This is a genomic window from Burkholderia sp. Bp8994 (genome assembly GCF_003853805.1).
Taxonomy (GTDB): Bacteria; Pseudomonadota; Gammaproteobacteria; order Burkholderiales; family Burkholderiaceae; genus Burkholderia.
Window position 1 is genome coordinate 99,029 of sequence record NZ_QTQH01000002.1, and the last position, 22,635, is coordinate 121,663.

The 22,635-nt window shown below is 67.8% G+C and carries 22 protein-coding genes; 5 read left to right on the forward strand and 17 right to left on the reverse strand.

Annotation, left to right across the window (positions count from 1 at the left end; all coding sequences use genetic code 11):
• Window positions 1-50 precede the first annotated feature (50 nt).
• Window positions 51-1,535: an amidase gene (locus tag DIE04_RS02300; protein WP_124520770.1), complete on the reverse strand. Its 1,485-nt coding sequence runs from the start codon at window positions 1,533-1,535 to the stop codon at window positions 51-53.
• A gap of 381 nt (window positions 1,536-1,916) precedes the next feature.
• On the opposite strand from DIE04_RS02300, the gene DIE04_RS02305 reads away from it, so the two are divergent.
• The 4 genes from DIE04_RS02305 to DIE04_RS02320 all read left to right on the forward strand — a co-directional run bounded on the left by DIE04_RS02305 (window position 1,917) and on the right by DIE04_RS02320 (window position 6,174).
• Complete coding sequence (locus DIE04_RS02305; RefSeq protein ID WP_044843188.1) at window positions 1,917-2,351, forward strand: universal stress protein; 435 nt, start codon at window positions 1,917-1,919, stop codon at window positions 2,349-2,351.
• A 486-nt stretch (window positions 2,352-2,837) separates the two neighbouring features.
• Window positions 2,838-3,086, forward strand: coding sequence for an adhesin (locus DIE04_RS02310; RefSeq protein ID WP_124520772.1), 249 nt, complete (start codon window positions 2,838-2,840; stop codon window positions 3,084-3,086).
• Window positions 3,087-3,547: 461 nt separating this feature from the next.
• The gene (locus tag DIE04_RS02315; protein ID WP_124520774.1) at window positions 3,548-4,834 is read left to right on the forward strand and encodes an Nramp family divalent metal transporter; all 1,287 of its coding nucleotides are present in this window, start codon (window positions 3,548-3,550) and stop codon (window positions 4,832-4,834) included.
• 104 nt (window positions 4,835-4,938) lie between these two features.
• Entirely contained in the window at window positions 4,939-6,174 is a 1,236-nt protein-coding gene (locus DIE04_RS02320) for a DUF2252 family protein (RefSeq protein ID WP_124520776.1), read from the forward strand.
• A 65-nt stretch (window positions 6,175-6,239) separates the two neighbouring features.
• Here DIE04_RS02320 and DIE04_RS02325 read toward each other — a convergent pair whose 3' ends face one another.
• From DIE04_RS02325 to DIE04_RS02400, 16 genes are all read right to left on the reverse strand, one after another.
• Window positions 6,240-6,641 carry a PPC domain-containing DNA-binding protein gene (locus DIE04_RS02325; RefSeq protein WP_124520778.1) on the reverse strand — a complete coding sequence of 134 codons (402 nt, stop codon included), beginning with the start codon at window positions 6,639-6,641 and terminating at the stop codon, window positions 6,240-6,242.
• Between the two features lie 160 nt (window positions 6,642-6,801).
• Complete coding sequence (locus tag DIE04_RS02330) at window positions 6,802-7,353, reverse strand: GNAT family N-acetyltransferase (RefSeq protein ID WP_124520780.1); 552 nt, start codon at window positions 7,351-7,353, stop codon at window positions 6,802-6,804.
• A gap of 132 nt (window positions 7,354-7,485) precedes the next feature.
• Window positions 7,486-8,886, reverse strand: a complete 1,401-nt coding sequence (locus DIE04_RS02335; RefSeq protein WP_044843182.1) for an MFS transporter — start codon at window positions 8,884-8,886, stop codon at window positions 7,486-7,488.
• 38 nt (window positions 8,887-8,924) lie between these two features.
• Window positions 8,925-10,169, reverse strand: a complete 1,245-nt coding sequence (locus DIE04_RS02340; protein ID WP_044843181.1) for an NAD(P)/FAD-dependent oxidoreductase — start codon at window positions 10,167-10,169, stop codon at window positions 8,925-8,927.
• Entirely contained in the window at window positions 10,166-11,128 is a 963-nt protein-coding gene (locus DIE04_RS02345) for a VOC family protein (RefSeq protein ID WP_124520782.1), read from the reverse strand. Before DIE04_RS02345 ends, DIE04_RS02340 begins: the two co-directional genes overlap by 4 nt.
• 18 nt (window positions 11,129-11,146) lie before the next feature.
• Window positions 11,147-12,637 carry an aldehyde dehydrogenase gene (locus tag DIE04_RS02350; protein ID WP_124488176.1) on the reverse strand — a complete coding sequence of 497 codons (1,491 nt, stop codon included), beginning with the start codon at window positions 12,635-12,637 and terminating at the stop codon, window positions 11,147-11,149.
• 111 nt (window positions 12,638-12,748) lie between these two features.
• Entirely contained in the window at window positions 12,749-13,576 is an 828-nt protein-coding gene (locus DIE04_RS02355) for an aspartate dehydrogenase (RefSeq protein WP_124520783.1), read from the reverse strand.
• A complete protein-coding gene (locus DIE04_RS02360; RefSeq protein ID WP_124488177.1) occupies window positions 13,569-15,239 on the reverse strand; it encodes a thiamine pyrophosphate-binding protein in 1,671 nt (556 codons plus the stop codon). The genes DIE04_RS02355 and DIE04_RS02360 overlap by 8 nt, the downstream gene beginning before the upstream one ends.
• Window positions 15,232-16,029, reverse strand: coding sequence for an SDR family oxidoreductase (locus DIE04_RS02365; protein WP_124520785.1), 798 nt, complete (start codon window positions 16,027-16,029; stop codon window positions 15,232-15,234). Before DIE04_RS02365 ends, DIE04_RS02360 begins: the two co-directional genes overlap by 8 nt.
• Window positions 16,026-16,883, reverse strand: a complete 858-nt coding sequence (locus DIE04_RS02370) for an IclR family transcriptional regulator (protein WP_124520787.1) — start codon at window positions 16,881-16,883, stop codon at window positions 16,026-16,028. Before DIE04_RS02370 ends, DIE04_RS02365 begins: the two co-directional genes overlap by 4 nt.
• Window positions 16,884-16,983: 100 nt before the next feature.
• Complete coding sequence (locus DIE04_RS02375; RefSeq protein WP_124520789.1) at window positions 16,984-17,880, reverse strand: alpha/beta fold hydrolase; 897 nt, start codon at window positions 17,878-17,880, stop codon at window positions 16,984-16,986.
• A gap of 18 nt (window positions 17,881-17,898) precedes the next feature.
• Window positions 17,899-18,426, reverse strand: coding sequence for a cupin domain-containing protein (locus DIE04_RS02380; RefSeq protein WP_034180369.1), 528 nt, complete (start codon window positions 18,424-18,426; stop codon window positions 17,899-17,901).
• A 33-nt stretch (window positions 18,427-18,459) separates the two neighbouring features.
• Window positions 18,460-19,230 carry an SDR family oxidoreductase gene (locus tag DIE04_RS02385; RefSeq protein WP_124520791.1) on the reverse strand — a complete coding sequence of 257 codons (771 nt, stop codon included), beginning with the start codon at window positions 19,228-19,230 and terminating at the stop codon, window positions 18,460-18,462.
• The gene (locus DIE04_RS02390; protein ID WP_124488182.1) at window positions 19,223-20,293 is read right to left on the reverse strand and encodes an aromatic ring-hydroxylating dioxygenase subunit alpha; all 1,071 of its coding nucleotides are present in this window, start codon (window positions 20,291-20,293) and stop codon (window positions 19,223-19,225) included. The genes DIE04_RS02385 and DIE04_RS02390 overlap by 8 nt, the downstream gene beginning before the upstream one ends.
• Window positions 20,294-20,353: 60 nt before the next feature.
• Entirely contained in the window at window positions 20,354-20,665 is a 312-nt protein-coding gene (locus DIE04_RS02395; protein WP_044843171.1) for a recombinase-like helix-turn-helix domain-containing protein, read from the reverse strand.
• 3 nt (window positions 20,666-20,668) lie between these two features.
• A complete protein-coding gene (locus DIE04_RS02400; protein WP_006758060.1) occupies window positions 20,669-20,986 on the reverse strand; it encodes a non-heme iron oxygenase ferredoxin subunit in 318 nt (105 codons plus the stop codon).
• Window positions 20,987-21,435: 449 nt separating this feature from the next.
• Between DIE04_RS02400 and DIE04_RS02405 the strand changes: the two genes are divergently transcribed.
• The gene (locus tag DIE04_RS02405; RefSeq protein WP_124520793.1) at window positions 21,436-22,515 is read left to right on the forward strand and encodes a porin; all 1,080 of its coding nucleotides are present in this window, start codon (window positions 21,436-21,438) and stop codon (window positions 22,513-22,515) included.
• Window positions 22,516-22,635: the final 120 nt, after the last annotated feature.

Sequence of the window (22,635 nt, forward strand, 5' to 3'; positions counted from 1 at the left end):
CGGTTCGTCACTTGCGTTCGGCGTGTGTCACCGGCCCGCCGGCCGTCGCATTACGCAGCCATCCAGCCCGGCAGCCGCCGGCCGACCCAGTCGGCCGCCTGCTCGTAGCCGCGCGCGAGCTGCAGCACGGCGAGATCCGCGCGCGGTCGGCCGATCAGCTGCATCCCCATCGGCAACCCCGCATCGTTGAAGCCCACCGGCACGCTGATCACCGGGCAGCCGGCCAGCGTCCACGGCACGACCGTTTCCATCCAGCGGTGGTAGGTATCCATCGCGCGGCCCGCGATTTCCTTCGGCCAGCGCTGCTCGACGTCGAACGGGAACACCTGCGCGGTCGGCGCGGCGATGAAGTCGTAGCGATCGAAGAAGCCCAGCACGGCCTGGTGCCACGCGGTGCGCTCGACGCTCGCGTCGAACACCTCGGCCCCCTGCATCGCGAGCAGCCCTTCGACCTCGTAGATCGCCTCGGGCTTCAGCAGCGCACGCCGTGCCGGGTCGCGATAGTGCGCGAGCAGCCCGCCGCCGGACAGCAGGTGCCGATGCGCGAGCCACAGCCGCCAGATGCGCTCCGGTGCGAACGCCGGCAGCGCGGCATCGACCTCGCAGCCGATCTCGCGCAGCGTCGCGAGGCCCTGTTCGCACTGCGCGAGCACGCCCGGCTCGGTCGCGAGATAGCCGTTCCAGTCGCCGACCCACGCGATGCGCTTGCCGCGCAGGTCCGTGTCGAGCGGCTTCGCGAACACGGCCGGATCTTCCGCGAGCGACAGCGGATCGTTCGGGTCGTAGCCGGCCTGGATCGCGAGCAGCTGCGCGACGTCGCTGACCGTGCGGCCCATCGGCCCTTCGATGCCGAGCTGCTGCATGAACACGTCGACGCCCGGCCAGCGCGGCACGCGGCCCTGCGACGGACGCAAGCCGTAGATGTTGCAGAACGCGGCCGGATTGCGCAGCGAGCCGCCGAAGTCGCTGCCGTCCGCGACCGGCAGCATGCGCGCGGCCAGCGCCGCCGCCGTGCCGCCGCTGCTGCCGCCCGCGCTCTTCGTCAGGTCGTACGGATTGCGCGTCGCGCCGTGGATTTCGTTGAACGTATGCGAGCCGAGGCCGAACTCCGGCGTGTTGGTCTTGCCGATGAAGATCGCGCCCGCCGCGCGCATCCGGCCGACGCCGACCGAATCGGCCTGCGGCACGTGATCGCGGAAGATCGGCGAGCCGTAGGTCGTGCGCAGCCCTTTCGTCATCGCGAGATCCTTCGGCGCCTGCGGCATTCCGTGCAGCCAGCCGTGGTACTCGCCGCGGGCGAGTGCCGCGTCCTTCTGCGCCGCTTCGGCGAGCAGCGTGGCGCGATCGCGCAGCGAAATCAACGCGTTCACCGCGCCGTTCACGCGCTCGATGTGATCGAGATACGCACGCATCGTCTCGACGCACGAGACCGCCTTGCCGCGGATCGCCGACGCGAGTTCGCCGGCCGACAGGCGCACGATCGGGTCGACTGTGATGGAAGCGGGTGCGAGAAGCTGCGGGGCGCCATGCGGCATGCGAGGTCTCCTGGAATCGGAATGGGATGGCGGGCCGCAGCGTGGCGGCGGTCCGTCCCGAACGGCCTGGACAGCCCGGGAGAAGGCCGCGCCGCGGCGATGCACTACTCTACGCGACGCCGGATCGCTGACCTCCGATATTTTCCGCCGCGATTCATTGAGGATCCGACTAAATCGGCGTGGTGCGCCACTCGACGGCCCGCCCCGGGCCACCGCCCGGCCGGTCAGTGAAAACGTTTATGCGCATAAACTTAAATTTCTTATATTTCTAATAGGCGCGGCGGACGTTGACGACATTTTTACGCGGCCGCCCGATCTCTTTAGGTCGGGCGATCCGGCGCCGCGCTACGCTGCAAACATCTCGATTCCGGAGCATCTCCCATGCTCAAACTGCTGGTTCCGGTCGGTCATTCGCCGCGTTCGCTGCAGGCGGTCCGCCATGCGACCTTCCTGTATCGCGAACGCTGCGCGTCGGAAATCGTGCTGATCAACGTCCAGCCGCCGCTCGAAGCGACGCGGCTCGAGGCATTTCACTCGCTGTCGCGACTGCGCTCGATCGAGGACCAGTTCGCGTGCGACGATCTGGCGACGGCCGAGCGGGTGCTGCGGGAAGCCGGCGTCCGATACAGCGTCGTGAAGAAGGTCGGGCCGGTGGCCGACACGATCGCGGCCGTTGCGGCCGAGACGGGCTGCGACGAAATCGTCGTCGTCGCGCCGCGGCACGATCCGTTTCATCAGATGCTGTCGATGTTCGGTCGCAGCATGATGGGCCGCCTCGTGCGGATTTCGAACGTGCCGGTGACGGCGGTCAGATGAGCGGCACGCGATGCGGCGCTTGCCGCTTCTTACTTGATGACCTTGCGCCAGAACACGAGATAGGTCGCGGCTGACGATGCAACCAGCAGAATCGCCCACATCGGCGCGAGACTGATCAGGACGGACGATACGTTAAGCATTTGGATTCCTCACTAATTCGATAGCGGTGTTCAATACGTACCCGCTGCATTCGGAGCCGCAGCGCCCATCGCCTGCCGCGCATCGCGTTCCGTTGAAACATGCATTCATGCTATCGCTCTGACCGCCGGCACGACCGTCTCGCCCTGCCCGCCGTCTGACATTCGTCAAGCTCGCGTCAATCGCGCGGCGGTGCGGGCGGCCAACGTGCCTTTTCGTCGTCCGCACGGTAAAAACGGGACGCGATCAGCCGGGCTCATCGTCATTTCTGCAGACGTTTACCGGGGGAAGCCCCAAGTGCTTCGAGAAACGTCTCCGCGTTACGCTTGAGCGACGAGGAGACGAACCATGAGACGAGTCGTACACATCGCTTTTTTCGCGCTGCTGGTCTATCTGATCGGCGATCGCGCACTGCTGCACGCGCAAGGCCGCGATGCCAGCCCGACCGCCTGCTCGCAGGGCGCCGAGCAGGTGAAATACGCCGCGCTCGGCAAGGGCTTCGGCAGCGCGGCGGCCGACAGCCAGAGCGAAGCGTTCATGTCGAGCTGCCTCGTGTCCGGGCGCGGTAATCAGGACGTCGCGGTGGCCGCCCGTTGAGGCCGACCGGGCGCCGCGCCGGTCGCATGCGTGTCGCGGCGCCTGGGCGCCAACTGTGATCCGTGGCGCCTTCCGAGGTTCTTTCGCTTGCCACCGGCGGCATTGGCTCGCCGGTAGCGGCAGTACGAATACGCCAACCATCCGACGATCGCGGCGACCGATGAGCGTTCGCCGCGACACGTCACGCACGTCGCAGCGATAGCGACTTGCGCGAATCGCTCGGCACCGTCCATCGCTTCTCCTACCGGGTTCCCCCCGTCACGAGCACGCGAGCACGTCGTGCGCTCCCTTTCGTACCGCCGCTTCCCGCCCGTTAGCCGAGCCGGTTTTCCATCGCGTCAAGTTGCGTTCGGTTGCACCGCGTCTGGCTGCCGCATCCCGTAACCCGCCCGCCCCAGCCGCCCCTTCCTCCTGGGCATGCCAATTGCGACTCGATTGCCCCCTCCCCACGAGTCGCGATCATGAACGACAACGAGCCCCTCGATTCCGCGGAGCAGCGTCCGCGTGCCGCAACGTGGCTCCGCCGCCTCGGGCCGGGCCTCGTCACCGGTGCCGCGGACGACGATCCGTCCGGCATCGGCACGTACTCGCAGGCGGGCGCGCAGTTCGGCTTCGAATTGCTGTGGGCGCTCCTGCTGACGTATCCGCTGATGACGGCGATCCAGCTGGTCAGCGCGCGCATCGGCCGCGTGACGGGCAAGGGCCTCGCGTCGAACATGCGCACGCACTATCCGCCGTGGCTGCTCTACGTCACCGTCGTGCTGCTGATCGTCGCGAACGTGATCAACATCGCGGCCGACCTGTCGGCGATGGGCGCAGCGGTCAAGCTGCTGCTGCACGGCCCGCAAGAACTCTACGTCGTGTGCCTCGGCGGCGCATCGGCCCTGCTGCAGATCCTCGTGCCGTACGACCGCTACGCGCGCCTGCTCAAATGGACCGCGCTGGTCCTGCTCGCCTACGTCGCCGTGGCGCTCATCGTGCCCGTCCCGTGGGGCGAGGTCGGCCGTGCGCTCGTGTTGCCGCGCGTCCAGTACTCCGCCGCCTACCTGACCACGGTCATCGCCGTGCTCGGCACCACGATCAGCCCGTACCTGTTCTTCTGGCAGGCATCGCAGGAAGTCGAGGAACTGCGCGCGGTGCCGAACCAGCAGTCGTTGCGGCACGCGCCTCACCAGGCCCCCGCGCAGCTGCGCCGGATCAACTTCGATACGTGGGTCGGGATGGGCGTGTCGAACGTCATCGCGTTCTTCATCACGCTGACGGCCGCGGCCACGCTGAACCTGCACCACATCGACGTGAAGACGTCGGCGGATGCCGCGCGGGCGCTCGAGCCGATCGGCGGCCACTTCGCGTACGTGCTGTTCGCGCTCGGAATCATCGGCACCGGCCTGCTGGCGCTGCCTGTCCTCGCGGGATCAGCCGCCTATGCGGCCGCGGGCACTTTCCGCTGGCGCAGCAGCCTCGCGCTGCAATTCGGCGTCGCGCGCGAGTTCTATGCGGTCATCGCACTGGCGATCATCGGCGGCGTCGCGATCACGTTCATGCATTTCGACCCGATCCGCGCGCTCTACTGGAGTGCGGTCATCAACGGCGTGACCGCCGTGCCGATCATGGTCGTGATGATGCTGATGGCCCACAGCACGCGCATCATGGGCAAGTTCGCGATCACCGGCCTGCTGGCCTGGGGCGGCTGGCTCGCGACGTTCGCGATGGCGGTCGCGGCGTTGGGCGTGTTCGTGCCGGGTTGAGCAGGTGAAGCCGCGCCGGCCGGCGCGGCGCCGGATACACCGGCGTCACGCGAGCCGGCACACGCACCGGCGACGCATGCCGCGGAACAGAAGGAGAACGCATCGTGGCGAAGAAAGCATCGGGATCGGCACGGCTGCCGTCCAGCGACCAGCGCGCGCAGATTCTCGCGCGCCTGCGCAGCCTCAAGATGGCGCGCTCGATACACACGTATACGCGCGGCAGCGCCGAGCGCTTCTACGCATGGCTCGCGGACCATCGCTCCGGCACCCTGCCCGACGGCCCCGCGGTGTGGATCGGCGGCGACTGCCATCTCGGCAATCTGGGGCCCGTCGCGGCGAAGACGGGCGAGGTTGCCGTGCAGATCCGCGATCTCGACCAGAGCGTGATCGGCAATCCCGTACACGACCTGCTGCGTCTCGGCTTCTCGCTCGCGACCGCGGCGCGCAGCTCCGATCTGCCCGGGATCATCACGTGGCGGATGGTCGAAGCGCTCATCGCCGGATACGAGCAGGCGTTCGACAGCCGGCACCGCGCCGAGACCAGTCACCTGCAACGCCCAGCCGCGATCAAGATCGCGATGAAGGCGGCGCTGCACCGATCGTGGCGCAAGCTCGACCGGCAGACGATCCAGAACGTCACGCCGCGCATTCCGCTCGGCAAACGCTTCTGGCCGTTGTCCGAGCGCGAGGGGAGCGCCATCCACGCGCTGTTCGAATCCACCCCGGATTCGTCGATCGGCGCGGCGCTCAGCCGCGCGCCACACCGCGACGCGAGGATGAAGGTGCTCGACGCCGCCTTCTGGGTAAAGGGATGCAGCTCGCTCGGACGGCGCCGCTTCGCGGTCATGCTCGATATCGACGACGCGTGTTCCGACGGCCATCCGCCGTATCTGATCGACATCAAGGAGGCCGCGGCGGCGAAGGCCCCGAAGGATCCCGGCGTGCGCATGCCGCGCGATCCCGCGCAACGGGTGCTCGAAGGCGCGCGGCACGTATCGCCGATGCTGGGCAGCCGGATGTGCGCGGCACGCCTCGACGGATGCCCCGTCGTCATACGCGAATTGATGCCGCAGGATCTGAAACTGGACGCGGAACGGATGTCGGAGGCCGATGCGGTCAAAGTCGCGCGCTATCTGGCGCTGGTGATCGGCAACGCGCATGCCGCGCAGATGGACCACGCGACGCAACGCGCGTGGTGCGGCGAGTTGCGGCGCCAGCACCCGAAGACGGCCGACGCGCCGTCATGGCTGTGGCGAAGCATCATCGAACTGATGGCCGCGCACGAAGAGGCGTATCTCGAACATTGCCGGCGCCATGTGGTCGGCAAGACGGTCCGTTGACGTCGCCGCCGGTCGTGCGTCGTTGCGATGGACGCACGATCGTGAACGACTCGGCCCGCGCGATCTCAGTCTTTCGCCGGACGAACCACCAGCTCGTTGAACCCGGTGAGCGCATCGTGCTCGCGGGAAAAACGATGCGCGGGCAACGATACGAGCAGGATCTCGGCGGTCGTGCGCACCACGCAGCCGCTCGCGACGTGGCCGCCCGAGACGCGGCCGTGCGCGTCGGACACCGCCATGTGCAGGTGCGCGCCGTCCGGCGAGACCGAGCCGGCAAGCGTCAGGATCTCGAGATCGCCGCGCAGCTCGGTCGGCGCAGCGACGCCGGCATAGCGCAGCTGCGCGACGTTCAGGCTGCCGATGCCCTGGATCACGAATGCTGCATGCGCGTCGAGTCGACGCAACGCCTGCTCGATCGACGCGCGCAGATCGTCGCCGGGGGAAAGACGCAGAGGATGGGCTTGCATGGGCGGTAACCTGCTGATGGAGTCGGGGGTAGGCAAAGCGTACGTTCGACACGGCAATCCGGCAAGCCGCCGACCGGATCGGCCGCCGCGCCTGCGTCGCGACTACGGGAACGATGCCGATGCGTCATTCGTTCGCACCGGACACGCCGCATCACCCGCATCACGCGCGACGATCGCGCGCGAGCAACCCGTACAGCGCGCTGTCCGACACCTCGTCGCCGACGATCCAGCGTTCGCGCAACACGCCTTCCCTGACGAACCCGAGCCGTTCGAGCAGCGCGGCGGATGCGACGTTGCGCGGATCGATGTCGGCCTCGATGCGGTTCAGGCGCAGCGTGCCGAACGCGTGGTCGATGACCGCCGACGCGGCCTCGAGCATATAGCCGCCGCGCCAGTAGCGGCGCCGCAGGCTGAAGCCGATTTCCGCACGCCGGCATTGCTCGTGCGCATGAAACAGCACGCATTCGCCGAGCACGTCGCCGGTGTCCCGGGCTTCGAGCACGCAGACGAGATCCTGGCCGCTGGCGGTCGTCGCGAGGTTGCGCGCGACGCGCTCGGCGGCCTGCCGCCAATCCGTGAGCGGCGCGAACGACGAATAGCGCATCGCTTGCGCATCGGACCAGAGGTCGAAGAACGCGTGAGCGTCCGTGTCGCGAAGCGGACGCAGGACGAGTCGGGACGTATGCAGCGTGACGGGTTCGAACAAGGGCATCGCAGCGGCCGGGGAAAAAACGCAAGCATGAATTAGAACACGCTGTCCGGCACGCACGATCCGCTGCCCGAAACGAAAAAAGCCCGGACACATCGTCCGGGCCTTCCACATCGCCTTTGCCACGCGCCGCGCTTATGCCTCGAGCGCTTCGAGCACCTTCCCCTTCGTCTCGATCCCGACGAAATGAACGGTCACGGCGGCGATCAGCGGCACGATGCCGATCAGGTAGAACGCCGGCGCGAGATTGCCGCCGATGATCGCGTGCGGAACGATCATCGGCGCCGCGAACGACGCGATCTTCAGCCACGCGCTGCCGAGCCCGCAGCCCGACGCGCGGATGCTCGTCGGATACTGTTCCGGCGTATAGACGTACGCGGTGATGAAGCCCGATGCCATCAGCCCCAGCGACAGCGAGCAAAAGGTCGCGACGACGTACACCGACGACGCGTGGTAGATGCCCGCGAACGCCAGCGACAGCGCGCACAGCACGAACGACCACACGATCACCGGCTTGCGGCCGAGCTTGTCGACCAGCAGCGCGGACGCGAGCGAACCGAGCACGCCCATCACCGAGCCGATCACCGCGAGATTCAGCGCGAGCTGCAGCGGCGCGTGATAGAAGTTCTTGTAGATCGTCGGCAGCCACGTGGACAGCCCGTACTGGATGAACCCGCAGGTCGCCCACAGCGTCGCCACCGCGAGCGTGCGCTTGCGATACGCGGCGCTGAACAGGTCGCTCATCCGGCGCTTCGGGTGCTGGCGCACCATCTCGTCGTACGCGGCCACCTGCGTGACCGGCGGCAGTTCGCCGCGCACCGACGCTTCGAACACGCCGACCGCGCGCCCGGCTTCCGGGAGCCGCCCGCGCGACGCGAGCCAGCGCGGCGATTCCGGCACCAGACGCGTGAGCACCAGCGCGAGAATCAGCGGCAGCCCGCCGACGAAATACATGATCTCCCAGCCGAACCGCGGCACGAGCCACGCGCCGAGCGCCATCGATACCAGCAGGCCGATCGGGAACACGATTTCGTACAGCAGCACGAAGCGGCCGCGGCCGTGCGCGCGCGTGATTTCGTTGATGTACGTCGCCGCGACCGGCAGCTCGCCGCCGAGGCCGAGCCCCTGCAGGATCCGCAGCAGCACGAACACCTCGAACGTCGGCGCGAAGCCGCACGCGATGCTGGTGATGCCGATCACGGCGGAACTCCACGCGATCGCCTTCACGCGGCCATGCTTCTCCGCGAGCGCGGGAAACAGGAATGCGCCGATCAGCTGGCCGATCGCGCCGGACGCGATCAGCATGCCGATCTGCGTCGGCGACAGCCCCCACTTGTGAATCAGCAGCGGCAGCGTCGCCGCGATCGTGATCACGTCGAAGCCGTCGAAGAACGTCGCGGTGCCGATCAGCACGCGCGCGCGGATCTGCATCGCGTTGGCCGGAAGCCGCTCGAGCCGCGCGATGATCGCGCCGGGCGTGGAGGCGGCAGCTTCCATCGTGGCCCTGCCGGCCACGACGTTGTCGAAAGTGCTCATGCGAGGTGTCTCCTGGGTCTTTGTACCGGTTTCGCCGGTCAGGCAAGCGCTTGGGTCGTGTCCGCCAGGGCTTCCGTGTTCACTGCCCGGCCCTGGTTCATCCACTTGCGTGCGAGCTTGAGCTCGCGCGCGTTGTTGATGGCGATGACACCTCTCACATGTCCGTCGCCCACGAAAAACAGCGTCGCACGTCGCGCGGCGAGATCGCCGCGCACGACGAGCTGCGCATCGGCCGGCAGATCGCCGAGGATCTGCAGGTTCACGTCGTATTGATCGGACCAGAACCACGGAATCTCGGCGTACGGCGCGCGCACGCCGAGCACGGCCTTCGCGGCCGCGATCGCCTGGTTCTGCGCGTTCGCCCACGATTCGAGCCGCACGCGCCGCTTCAGCCAGCCGTTGTGATGGTTCGCGACGTCGCCGCACGCGAAGATCGCCGGATCGCTGGTCGCGCCGAACTCGTCGACCACGATGCCGTCGTCGACTGCGAGGCCCGCGTCGCTCGCGAGTGTCGCGTTCAGCGCGAGGCCGATGCCGGCCACCGCGAAATCGGCGTCGATCGTCGTGCCGTCCGCAAGCGTCGCGCGCACCTTCGATGCGTCGTCCGGCTGCGCGTCGAGCGATGCGAGCGCCGCGCCGAGGCGCACGTCGACACCGTTCGCGCGATGCAGGTCGAGCAGGAAGTCCGACACGACCTGCGGCACCGAGCGGCCGCACAGCCGCGGCGCGCCTTCGACGACCACCGCTTCGACGCCGAGCTTGCGCGCGGTCGCCGCGACCTCCAGGCCGATCCAGCCGCCGCCGATCACGAGCACACGCCGGCTCGCGCGCAGCTTCTCGCCGAGCGCGGCCGCTTCGTCGAGCGTACGCAGGTAATGCAGGTTCGGGGTCCTGACGATCGAGTCAGGCAAGCGGCGCGACGTGCCGCCGGTCGCGATCACGAGGCGGTCGTATTCGACTTCGAGGCCGCTTTCGATTTTCACCACGCGGCGCGCACGGTCGATCGACACCGCGCGTTCCGGCTGCCATGCCTCGACGTTCAGCGCGGCGAATTCGTCCGGGCGCACGACGCGCACGGTCTCGATGTCCGCGTCGCCGGCCAGCACGGCCTTCGACAGCGGCGGACGCTCGTACGGCAGATGCGGCTCGTCGGCGATCATCACGAGACGGCCCGCGAAGCCTTCCGCGCGCAGCGTCTTCAGCACCCAGCCGGCGGCCTGGCCGCCGCCGATCACGACGACCGTGCGAGGCGCGGCCGGTTCCTGCGAGTTCGTTGCGCTCATGATTTGCGCTCCGTCATGAACTTGCCTTCCGGCGCCTTCGCATTCTTCTGCCGGCGCGTGTTGCCGTCGAGGCCGCCGTCGACGGCCCATTCGGCGAACACGGTCGGGCCCGGTTCGAATTCGCGCGGCTGCCATTCGGGCGTCAGCACGTCTTCGTCCGCGTAGTACTCGATCAGCGCGCCGGCCGGGTTCTGGAAGTACCAGAAATACGCGGACGACACCGGATGACGCCCCGGGCCGAGCTGCGTTTCCCAGCCGCAGCGGTCGATGTGCATGCCGCCGCCGAACACTTCGTGGATGTCGCGCACGGTGAACGCGACGTGGTTCAGGCCGCGCTTGCCATTGGGCAACGCGAGCAGGAACAGGTCGTGGTGGCCGCCGTGCGGCGCGCAGCGCATGAACGCGCCGCGGCCCGGATAGCGGTCCGACGTCTCGAAGCCGAGCAGCTCGTGATAGAACTTCTCCTGCGCGTCGAGGCAGTTCGTGAAGAACACGACGTGGCCGACCTCGACCGGCTCGGCGCGCGCATAGATCGGGCTGGGCTGGTCGACCCGAGCCGTCCGGCCCCACACGTTCGACGGCGAGCCGGTGATGTCGAGTGCGCGCTTGCGCGTCACCTCGATGCGGATCGCCATCCCGTTCGGATCGATGCAGCCGACCGCATCGTCCTGCGCGTAATAGCCGGGCTGGCCGGCCAGCTTCGTGCGCAGTGCGTCGACTTCCTGCTGCGTCGCGACGCCCCACGTGACTTCGCGCAGCGTCGGGCCCGCTTCGAATGCGGGCGGCAGCGACGGATCGTCGGCCTTCACGACCAGCACGGTGCAGCCGTTCAGCGTTTCGAAACGTGCGCGCGTGTCGTCGTGCGCGACTTCCTTCAGGCCCCAGTCGGCGAAAAAGCGCCGGCACGTCGCGAGGTCGTCGACACCGTACGTGATCTGCTCGATACCCAAGATGCTCATTGCGTCATTCCCCTTCGCTCAGTTCGCCCACGGCAGCGGCGCGTCGTTCAAGCCCCAGTAGAGGCTCTTCTGCTGCATGTACTCGCGGATGCCGAGACGGCCCTTCTCGCGGCCCATCCCGCTCTCCTTCCAGCCCGAGAACGGCGTGGAGATCGAAAACAGCTTGTACGTGTTGATCCAGACGGTGCCCGTCTCCAGTGCCCGCGCGATGCGCCATGCGCGCTTGTAGTCGCGCGTCCAGATGCCGGCGGCGAGGCCGAACACGCTGTCGTTCGCCTGCGCGATCAGCGACGCTTCGTCGTCGAACGGCATCGCGACCAGCACCGGCCCGAAGATTTCCTCCTGGCAGATGCGCGCGCTGTTCGGCAAGCCTTCGAGAATCGTCGGCTGGTAGAAGAAGCCGTCCTCGCGCCCGTCGCCCGACGGCCGTTCGCCGCCGCACAGCAGGCGGCCGCCTTCCTCCAGCCCGAGCGCGACGTAGCGTTCCACCGATTCACGATGCTTCGCGGTGATCAGCGGGCCCATCTGCGTGTCGGGCCGCGTCGGGTCGCCCACGCGCAGCTTGCGTGCGCCCGCGACCAGGCGCTTCATGAACTCGTCGTATACCGAGCGCTGCACGAACAGCCGCGAACCCGCGATGCACGCTTCGCCCGACGAGCTGAAGATGCCGTACAGCACGCCGTTCACCGCGTGATCGAGATCCGCGTCGTCGCATACGATCGTCGGCGACTTGCCGCCGAGTTCGAGCGATACGGGCATCAGCTTTTCCGCCGCGATGCGCGCGATGCCGCGGCCCACTTCGGTGCCGCCGGTAAACGACACTTTCTTCACGAGCGGATGGCGCACCAGCACGTCGCCGATCACCGAGCCCTTGCCCGGCAGCACGCTCAGCACGCCCTTCGGCACGCCGGCTTCCTCGCAGATGCGGGCCAGCGCGAGCGACACGAGCGGCGTCACCTCGGCCGGCTTGAGCACCACCGCGTTGCCGCCGGCGAGCGCGGGCGCGAGCTTCTGCGCGTCGGACGCGATCGGCGAATTCCACGGCGTGATCGCCGCGATCACGCCGATCGGCTCGTGCACGCTCATCGTCAGGTAGTCGCCGCGCGACGGCGTCAGTTCTTCGTCGAGCGTTTCCAGGCACGCCGCGAAATAGCGGAACGTGTTGGCCGCACTCGCCACCAGCACGCGCGTCTCGCCGATCGGCTTGCCGTTGTCGCGGCGCTGCAGGTTCGCGAGCGCCTCGTGACGCTGCATGATCAGGTCGGCGATCCGGTACAGCACCAGCGCGCGCTGGTGCGGCTTGAGGCCGGCCCAGTCGGCGCGCCGCCACGCGGCGTCGGCGGCCACGACGGCGTCGGCCGCGTCTTCCGCGTTCGCCGTCGAGACTTCCATGTTCAGCGACTGGTCGGCCGGATAGATGCTCGCGTAAGGCGCGCCGCGGCCGCGCCGCCACTCGCCGCCGATCAGGATGTCGCCGTTGGGTACGAGGCTCGTATCGAATGGAGTCATGTCACAAGTCCCACAAATCTGTCTCTGCGCAGCCGCCCGCGCCGTGGCGCCGGCGGCCGTTCAATGGCCCGAATGGCCGCGTCGGCCTGGTTGTCCGGGTTGTCTGCCTGCTCAGATCACGCAGCGGGCCGCGCGGTTGCGCAGCGCGCGGATCGCGCTGTACGCGGTCAACGCGGACGTCTTCGGGTTGTCGGGCAACGGCTTGCCGCTCATTTCGAGCGACATCTCGCCGAACGCGCCGCGCGCGGTGATGCGGTGCACGTTGCGTTCGACCGCCGGATCGGCGATCAGGCGCACGTGCGTCGCGTCGAGGCCGAGGCCCGCGAGCGCGACCGTCGCCGCGACGTTCGCGTTCTTCGGATACAGGCGCGCGGCGTCGCGCGCACTGCCTTCGAAGATCACCTTTTCCCCGGTCATCGCACGCAAGTCGCACACCTCCTCGGCAGGCGTGCCGAGCCAGCCGAGCGGCGGCTTGCGGCCGACGTACAGTACTTCGTCGAGGCCGCCCTGCTTCGCGGACGCCAGCGCGTCGATCCCGCCGATCGCGCCGGACAGCAGCGTCACCGTCGTGCCGCCCTCGTCGGCCGCCTGCGACAGCACGTCGAGCAGCGCGAGGTCGGACAACGCGCCGATCGATGCGACCGCGCAGTCGGTGCCGGCCTTCAGCAACGGCACGACGTGATCGACGAGCGCGCTGTGACCCGCGCATTCGAGCGCGAACTCGGGGCGGCGAGCCAGCGCGTCGACCGACGACACGACCTCCACCGCACCGCCGAGCTCGCGCTGCACCGCGTCGCGCTGATGCTCGGGCACGATCACGTGCGCGACGCGCAACGACGCATCGTGCTCGACCGCGTGATACACGGCGGCACCGATCGCGCCGAAGCCGATCATCGCGACGTCGACGGGCGCATGCCCGTGTCGCTGGCCGTTATGCATACTGGCGCTCCGACGGCGTCTCTTCCTTCTTCACCGGCGGGCCCGCGAACTGCGATGCGAACGAGCCGACCGACAGCATGTCGACTTCGACCATCACCGGCCCTTCCTTCGCGATCCCTTCGCGCACGATCGCTTCCGCCTGGTCGAGCGACGTGATCCGGTAGTGCGTGAGGCCGAAGCTCGCGCAGAACTGCGCGAAATCCGGCTGGTGCAGTTGCACGAAGCAGCGGCGGCCGCCGTAGTGCGCGTCCTGGATGTTGCGGATCACGCCGTAGCACTGGTCGTTCATCAGCACGATCATCACGTTCGCGTTTTCCTGCACGGCCGTCACGAGCTCGCCGACGTTGACCATCAGGCCGCCGTCGCCGACCAGGCAGACCGTCTTCGCCGCCGAGCCGGCCAGCGCCGCGCCGATGCCCATCTGGATGCCCTGGCCGATGCCGCCGCCGAGCGCATGCACGCCCGCGCGCGGTTCGAAGATCTTCAGCAGGCGGTTGCCCCACGTGCTGTTCGAGATCGTCACGTCGCGCACCCAGTTGTAGTCGCGGCCGACCGCGCCCTGCAGCGTGTCGACCAGCTGCTTGTACGGCCCGAGGCCTTCCGCCACGCTCGCGACGGCCGCTTCGCGCGCCGCCGCGAGATCGGCCGCGAACTGCGGATCGACCGACAGGCGGCCTTCGAGGCGGTCGGCCAGCTCGGCCAGCACGCGCTTCGAATCGCCGTGCACGAACAGCTCGTTGCGATAGCCGCGGTTGTCGGCGAGCGCGTCGGCGTCGACGCGGAACAGCGGCTGCGGCAACGCGAGCTTGTACTTCAGCGTCTCGTTGCCGCGCAGGCGCGAGCCGACCACGACGAGCGCGTCGCAGGTCTTGTAGAACGCTTCGACCGCCGAATGCACGTTGAACGCGCCGAGCGTCGCCGGGTGATCCTCGGGCAGCACGCCGCGGCCCTGCACGCTCGTCACGACGCCGAAGCCGAGCTTCACCAGGCGTTCGACTTCCGCACGCGCATGACGCGCGCCGCCGCCGAGCCACAGCAGCGGACGGCGCTTGGCCGCCAGCGCGTCGGCGAGCTTCGCGACGCGTGCGTCGTCGTGCTCGCGCACCGCGACGTGCGCCGGCGCGAGATCTTCCGGCCATTCGATTTCGGCGGCCTGGATGTCGATCGGGATCTCGACCGACACGGGGCCCGTCGGCGCCGTCTGCGCGATGCGCACGGCTTCGCGGATCGTCGGCAGCACGGTCTCGACCGTGCGCACGCGGAACGCGGCCTTCGAGATCGCATCGAGCATCGTGAGCTGGTCCGGCGCTTCGTGGATGTACGCCAGATCCTGGTCGAGGTACGGCGTCTCGATCTGCCCCGTGATGTGCAGCAGTGCCGTGCCGGCCGTCAGCGCCTCGACCATCGCGCCGGCCGCGTTGCCCGCCGCCGTGCCGGTGCTCGTGAACGCGACACCGAGGCCGCCCGACACGCGGGCCAGCCCGTCGGCCATGTTCACCGCGCCCGCTTCGCCGCGCGCGCCGACATACCGGATGTTGCCGCGCGAGTTGATCGCGTCGAGGATCGGCATGTTGTGGATCGAGATGACACCGAATGCGGTTTTGACGTCGCACTGCTCGAGAAAGGCGGCAATCAGCTCGCCAACCGTGGTTTTTTTAGACATGGCGTGCAAAGCCTCCAGAAACGTCGATATGGCTGCCCGTCGTGTAGGACGACAGATGCGTTGCGAGATAAAAAAGTGCCCAGGCTGCCTCGTCGGGCTTGCCGAAGCGGTTCAGCGGAATGTTCTTCTTGCGGGCGAGCGCGCCCGTCCAGTCCTCCCAGCTTTCGCCGGCCGACGCCTGCGCTTCGTACCGGCGGCGCCACTGCCCCGACTCCACGATGCCGATCAGGATCGAGTTCACGCGGATGCGCTGCGGCGCGAGTTCGGTCGCGAGCGACTTCACGAGGCTCAGCACGCCCGCCCGCGCCGACGACGTCGCGACCATGTGCGGCTCCGGCTGCAGCGCGAGCAGCGAATTCACGCAGGTGATCGTCGGCGCGGCCGCATCGCGCAGCAGCGGCAGGAACGCGCGCGTCGGGCGGATGATGCTGAAGTACTTCAGTTCGAGCTCTTCGCGCCATGCGTCGTCGGTCGTGTCGGCGAAAGTCGACACGCGGCCCTGGCCCGCGTTGTTGACCAGCATGTCGGCGCGGCCGAAGCGGTCGGACACCGCCTGCGCGAACGCGGCCACGTCGGCTTCGTCGAGCACGTTGCAGCGCACCGCGAGCAGCGGCGCGCCCGGATATTTCTCGCCGAGCATCGCCTCGGCGCGCGCGAGACGCTCGCCGTCGCGGCCGCAAATCGCGACCGACGCGCCGGCCTGCAGGAACCGTTCGGCAGTCGCGAGGCCGATGCCGGACGAACCGCCCGTCACCACCGCCACCTGCCCGGTCAGATCGATCTGAATCATCGCAGTCCTAAAGCCTTGAGAAACGTGTGCTCGTCATCCGAGCGGTAATTGAGCCGCCGCGACAGTTCCGCCGCCGCGCGCTGCACCTTGTCGATCAGGCCGTCGGCGATCAGCGCCGCGTCGATCTCCGGCCGCGGCACCGTCACCGTGATGCACGCGACGATCCTCTGCGTGTCGTTGCGCACCGGCGCCGTGACCACCGAGATGCCGCGCTCGAACGACGAATTGCTGACGCCATAGCCGCGCAGCGCATCTTCCCGGATCACTTCGTAGAGCGCGTCGACCGATTCCGGCGTCGCGCTCGTCATCCGGTTCAGCGTGCCTTCCGGATACAGCGCACGCAACTCCTTCAGCGACAGGTCGCCCATCAGCACGTGGCCATGGGTCGTCGCATGCGCGGGCAGCCGCGTGCCGACGTTCACGCGAATCGAGCTGAACACCGGCGACTGGCTCTGCGCCTTCGCGACGAACACCACGTCGCGGCCGTCGCGGATCACGATGTGCGTCGTGAAGCCGGTCGCATCGCGCAGGCTCTCGATCACCGGCAGGCCGAGATCGGTCAGCTCGAGCGAGCTCAGGTATTCGAAGCCGAGCCGCAGCACGGCGATGCCGAGCTTGTAGTTGCGATCCTTGTCCGCACGCTCGAGAAAGCCGAGCGATTCGAGCGTCTGCAGCAGACGGAACACCGTCGTGCGCGGAATACCGAGGCGCTTGGACAGTTCCGGCGCGCCGAGCACCGGCTCGCGCGGCGAGAATTCGGCGAGGATCCGCAAACCGCGTTCGAGGCCCGGCACCACGTAGTTGGCCTCGGACTTCGCGGTGTCCGCATCCTGTTGTTGCAACGGTTCGCTCATGATGCCTCCGGTCGGGCCGCCCCAGGGGCACGTTGAAATGCATGTCGGGATTGGGCGGGCTGCGCGCCCCCAAGCGAACGAATGTGAGCGTGGAGGTAGTTCATTCCAGCCCCTGTTGACGGTCGCATTGACGGCAGAACGTATCGATCAGCGACGAATACACGGCCGGCGCTTCCACGTAGCCCGCATGACCGGCCTGCGGAATCACCTGCAGCCCGACGTGCGCGGCAGCGGCGATCCGCTCGCAGGCAGCCGGCGGCGTGATCGCGTCGTTCGCGCCGACCGCCACCGCCGTGCGGCCGCGAAAGCCGGCGAGATCGGACGCGAGATCGGCGTTCGCGAGCAGATGCGTGGCCTGCGCATAGCCGGCCGGAACGATGCGCGCCATGTTCCAGCGCACCCATGCACGCGCATCCTCGCTCGCGAAACCCGACAGCATGTTGCCGCTGCGCTGTTCGGCGAGCCCGGCCGGGCCGAGTTCGTCGAGCATCGCGAGGCGTGCATCGCGGCGCGTGTCGCGCGTTTCCGCGGGCGCGCTGCCGTAACCGCCCGCGGGCGAGATCAGCAGCAGGCCGGCGATCCGCGCGGGCATCACGCGGGCCAACCCGCCCGCGACGATCGCGCCGAGCGAATGCCCGACCAGCACGCAGCGTTCGATGCCGAGTGCCTCGAGCCACGCGTTCAGCGACGCCGCGTAATCGGCGGCCGCCGGCGACGCGCCGTGCACGGGTGTCGACACGCCGTAGCCGGGCGCATCCCAAGCGAGCACGCGGCGCGACGAGCCGAGCGAGTCGAGCTGGCACACCCACGATGCGGCGCCCGAGCCGATCCCGTGCAGCAGCACGACGGGCAGCGCGCGGCCCGCATGCTGCGCGCCGGCCTCCCGATAACCGATCGTGCCCGCCGCACCGGCCGCGCAGCGCTGTTCGGGAAACTGCCCGAGCAGCGCGGCGAACGCCGCGGTGCGGTCGCGTTCACGTTTGTCGATGACACGCATTGCTTGCTCCGCCCCGTCTCAGCGCTTGATCTTCGCGAGCGGCGAATCCGGCGGATACGTCGGCGTGATGGGCTTCGGCGAACCGAGCATCACGCACATCAGCGCGTCTTCCTCGCCGATGTTGATTTCCGTGCGGTACACGCCCGGCGGCACCGAGATCAGGTCGCGCTCGCCGAGGATCGCTTCCCAGGTCTCGCCGTCGCGCTCGCAGATCACCTTCATCTTGCCGCGCAGCACGAAGAAGATTTCTTCCACGTCGATATGGATGTGGCTCGGGCCGATGTTGCCGGCCGGAATGACCATCGTCGAGAACGTGAAGTTGCCGGCCGGCACCGTGTTGACGTCCTTCGCGACGCCCGTGCCGCCCGTGCCGACGTAGCGCATCTGCGCACGGCGGTACTTCGGGTCGTAGTCGGCCTGGAACTTCAGTGCGTCCCAGTCGTAGCGCCGCGTCGCGTAGCGCGCGACGCGCCCTTCCATCCAGTCGTTGAAGCTTGCGCCTTCCGGCTGGTCCCACGACTTGCGTTCGAGATCGGCGTCCGCCATCGTCCTCTCCTTCATCAGAGTGAAAACTTCAAATCAATTCATTACGAAGCCGCCGTTTACCGGCAGCAATTGACCCGTCACGAAGCGCGCGCCGTCCGACAGCAGGAACAGCACGGGGCCCGTCACGTCCTCGGGCACCTGCGCGCGCGTCAGCGCGCGGCCCTGCATGTAGAACGCGTGGCGTTCCGCCGGCACGTAGGCCGTCGCCTCGACTTCGGTGAGCCCCGGCGCGATCGCGTTGACCGTCACGCCGTGCGCACCGAACTCGCGCGCCTGCGCATGCGTCATCGCGATCACGGCGCCCTTGCTGGCGACGTACGCGAGCAGCTTCGGCGCGCCCCACAGCGCGGTGTCCGATGCGAGGTTCACGATCGCGCCGCGGCCCGATTGCGCGAGGTATGGCAGCGCCGCATTGCTCACGAGCCAGACGCCGCGCACGTTCACGTTCATCACGGCATCCCAGGTCGACACGTCGAGCTCCGTCGACAGCTTGCCGCCCGAGTTCGTGATCGCCGCGTTGTTGATCAGTGCGTCGATGCCGCCGAGCGCCGCCGCGCCCTGCGCGACGAAAGCCGTGACGCTCGCCGGATCGGCCAGGTCGAGCGTGAAGAAATGCGCGGTGTGGCCGGCTTGCGTGAGCTGCGCGGCCAGCGCGCGGCCCTCTTCGGCGAGCACGTCGCCGAACGCGACCTGCGCGCCCGCTTCGACGAGCGCCTTCACGAACGCGGCACCGAGACCGCGCGCGCCGCCCGTGACGAGCACGCGGCGCCCCGGCAGCGACACGACCGGAGCGAACTCAGCCATTCGCGGGCTCCGCCGCGGCGTGCGCCGCGCGATGCGCGTCGAGCGCGGACAGGTGTTCCTGCGCGCGCTGGCGCAGCATCCGGCGCACGCGCGTGATGCCGACGTCGTGCTGGTACAGGTATTCGTGATCGCGCGCGTGCGGCGCGAGGCTTTCGAGAACGTAGCGGTCCTGCTCGAGCACGTCCCAGTGCAGGCCCTCGAGGCGGTTGCGGTACATGAAGCGCCACACGTCGCGCTGCCAGCCGCTGACCTTGCGCGTACGCCAGAAGTAGACCTGGCAGTTGTCGCCGTCGACCGGCGTCGCGAAGCCGATGATCCCGAAGTTGCCGCCCGGGCCGAACTTCTGCTTGTACGGAATCGCGAGGCGCATCCACAGGCAGCCGGTTTCGCCGAGCTCGACCCAGTCGAAGTTCACGTCGCGCTGGCCGATCTTCTCGAACATCAGGCCCGTTTCCGTCTTGCGCACACGCATGTCGGCCTGCTTGTCGCCTTCGGCCATCGAGTGCGACGTCGCGTGCAGGTACGCGCCGTGCATCGGGTCCATCACGTTGTCGATCGCGTACTGGTAATTGCACTTCCAGTTCGACACGCACAGGAAGTGCGCGTATTCGTCGGCGACCAGTTCTTCCGGCAGGTTCAGCGGCGCCGGCTCGCCGTGCGCTTCGTCGCCGAACCACAGGAAGATCGCGCCGGCCTTCTCTTCGACCGGATACGACTTCACGCACTTCGTGCCTTCGAGCGGACAGTTCGATACGGCCGGCACGCGGTTGACCGTGCCGCCGCCGTCGACTTCGATGCCGTGATACCAGCACGCGATGCTGCCGCCGAGGTTCCATCCGAGCGACAGGCGCGCGCCGCGGTGCGGGCAACGGTCTTCGAGCGCATGGACTTTGCCTTCGTGATCGCGCCACAGCACGATCTGCTCGGACAGGCGCGTGAGGCCAACGGGCGCATTCGACACCTGCCAGCTGGGCGCAACGGGATACCAGTAGTTCTTGATGCCGCGGTCGAGGTAGTCGCGGACCGGGTCGTGTTGTGTTTCGTGTTGTGCGGGGGACGTCATCAGTGTGCTCCGGATGCGGTTGTCGGGTCGGCGCTCAGGCGTGCGGCGCGGTCGGTGCGCTCATTCCGCGAGCGAGGCCATTTCGGCGCGGAAGCGCTCGGGCGTCCACGCCGTGCCGTCCGGCGCGCGGAAGCCGATGCGGTTCAGGCCCGCGACGACCTCGTCCAGCTCGGTCGCGCCGCTCTCGAACACGCGTTCGAGCGCATCGCCCAGATCGTTCTCGTACTGCGTCGGCTCGGCCTTGCGGTTTTGCCAGATGCGGTTCTCGACCTGGCCCGGGATCTCGATCTGCCCCTTGCCGGCGACGTTGTTCGGCTGCGGCGCCACCCACGGCTTCAGGAACGGATTGAAGTTGACGGTCGCTTCTTTCATCGGTTACTCCACCTTGATCTGGATTTCCTCGCCTGCCAGGCGCACCGCGTACTGCTTCAGCGCGCGCCCGCCCGGGCCCTTCAGGCATTCGCCCGTCTTGATGTCGAACACGGCCTCGTGCAGCGGACATTCGACCGTGCCTTCGTCGACGAACCCCTGCGTCAGCAGCGCGTAGGCATGCGGGCACACGTTCTCGAGCGCATACACCTCGTCGCCGACGCGGTAGATCCCGATTTCGACGCCGTCGGTCCGCTTGAACTCGATCGGCGTGTCTTCCGACAGCGCGCCGGCGTGCCCGGCACAAACCCATTGTTCAGACATCTCACACCCTTCCTTCTGATCGACTCTCGGTTCGTCCCGGGTTTGTTCCATACCCGGAACAGCAGTTTATGGATGGTGATTATAGAAGTGACTTCCCACGAGTAAAACAAAAAGCTGCATGTCCTAGGGAAAACACCGACCGCCGGGTCGACGATCGCCGCCACTCGTCTTGAAAAAGGTGATTTTTTGTTTTGTGGCGGGGATTTAAGTCCTTTTTCAGGACGCTCGGTCCCGTGTTGCGGATCGTCACCACCCGCATCCGGCCCGATAAATTTATTTTTGATCCGGCGCGCGACACCTCTATACTTCATTCCATCAGAGGCACATTGTTCCTTATATGGAACATTAAAAATGCCCGCCCGGTGGTGAAGAACGCGCGACGGCCGGCCGTCCCCCGCGCCCGCCGCCACGGCACGTTTCTCATCAGGTTTGGAGAGTCAGGAGATCAAATGGTCAAGCAAGCGGTAGCAGCAGCAATCATCGGAATGGGCGCGATGTCGGGCGCCTGGGCACAAAGCAGCGTGGTGCTGTACGGCAGCCTGGATGCCGGCGTCGCCTATGTGAACAACGTCGGCGGCCACGCGAAGTGGGCGATGATCCAGGGCAACACGCAACCCGACCGGTGGGGCCTGAAAGGCAAGGAAGACCTCGGCAGCGGCCTGTCGGCGATCTTCCAGCTCGAAAACGGCTTCTATACGAACAACGGCCAGTTCGCGACCGCGAACACGATCTGGAACCGCGCGGCCTTCGTCGGCCTCAGCTCCGACCGCTACGGCACGCTGACGCTCGGCCGCCAGACGCCGCTGACGTTCGACTATCTCGATCCGCTCAGCACCGCGTATCTCGCGCTGAGCTGGTATGCGTTCCATCCGGGCAACATCGACGGGCTCGCCGCGACCGGCAACGTGCCGTACAACAACGCGGTCAAGTACCGTTCGCCGAGCTTCGCCGGCTTCTCGGCCGCGGCGGCGATGGCGCTCGGCAACACGACGAACTTCTCGACCGGCAAGTCGGTCGGGGTCGCGCTGAACTACGCGAACGGGCCGTTCAAGGCATCGGCCGTCTACTCGAACGAGCACGACCGCTCGATTCTGATCAGCCAGACGGGTATCACGTCGTTCCAGGGGCAGAACACCGCGACCGGCTACATCGCGAACAAGGTCGAGAACATCGGCGCGGGCGCGTCCTACCAGATCGGCGACTTCCTCGTGCACGGCCTCTATACGCGCGTGAAGATGCAGTCGAACGGGTTTTCCGACACGTTCCAGAGCTACGACGCGGGCGTGAACTACCGCAGCAGCGCGTTCAACACGATCGCGGGCGGCGCGGCGACCACGACGCTGGCCGGCCGCCGCTGGACGCAGGTCGAGCTCGGCGACATCTATGCGCTGTCGAAGCGCACGCAGCTGTATGCGAACGTGCTGTACGAGCACGGTTCGGGCGGCGCGAAGGCCGCGTTCTTCACGGCCGGCGCGTCGAGCACCGCGAACCAGGTGATCGTGCTGACCGGCATCCATCACTCGTTCTGAGCGGCGGCGGGCGGATGCGCCCGACGGCGGAAAAGAAAAGAGCAGCCCGGGGGCTGCTCTTTTTTTGGCTACTTGCGACAGGCTACTGACGAAGCCGCGCGACGCGGCTCATGCCGCGAA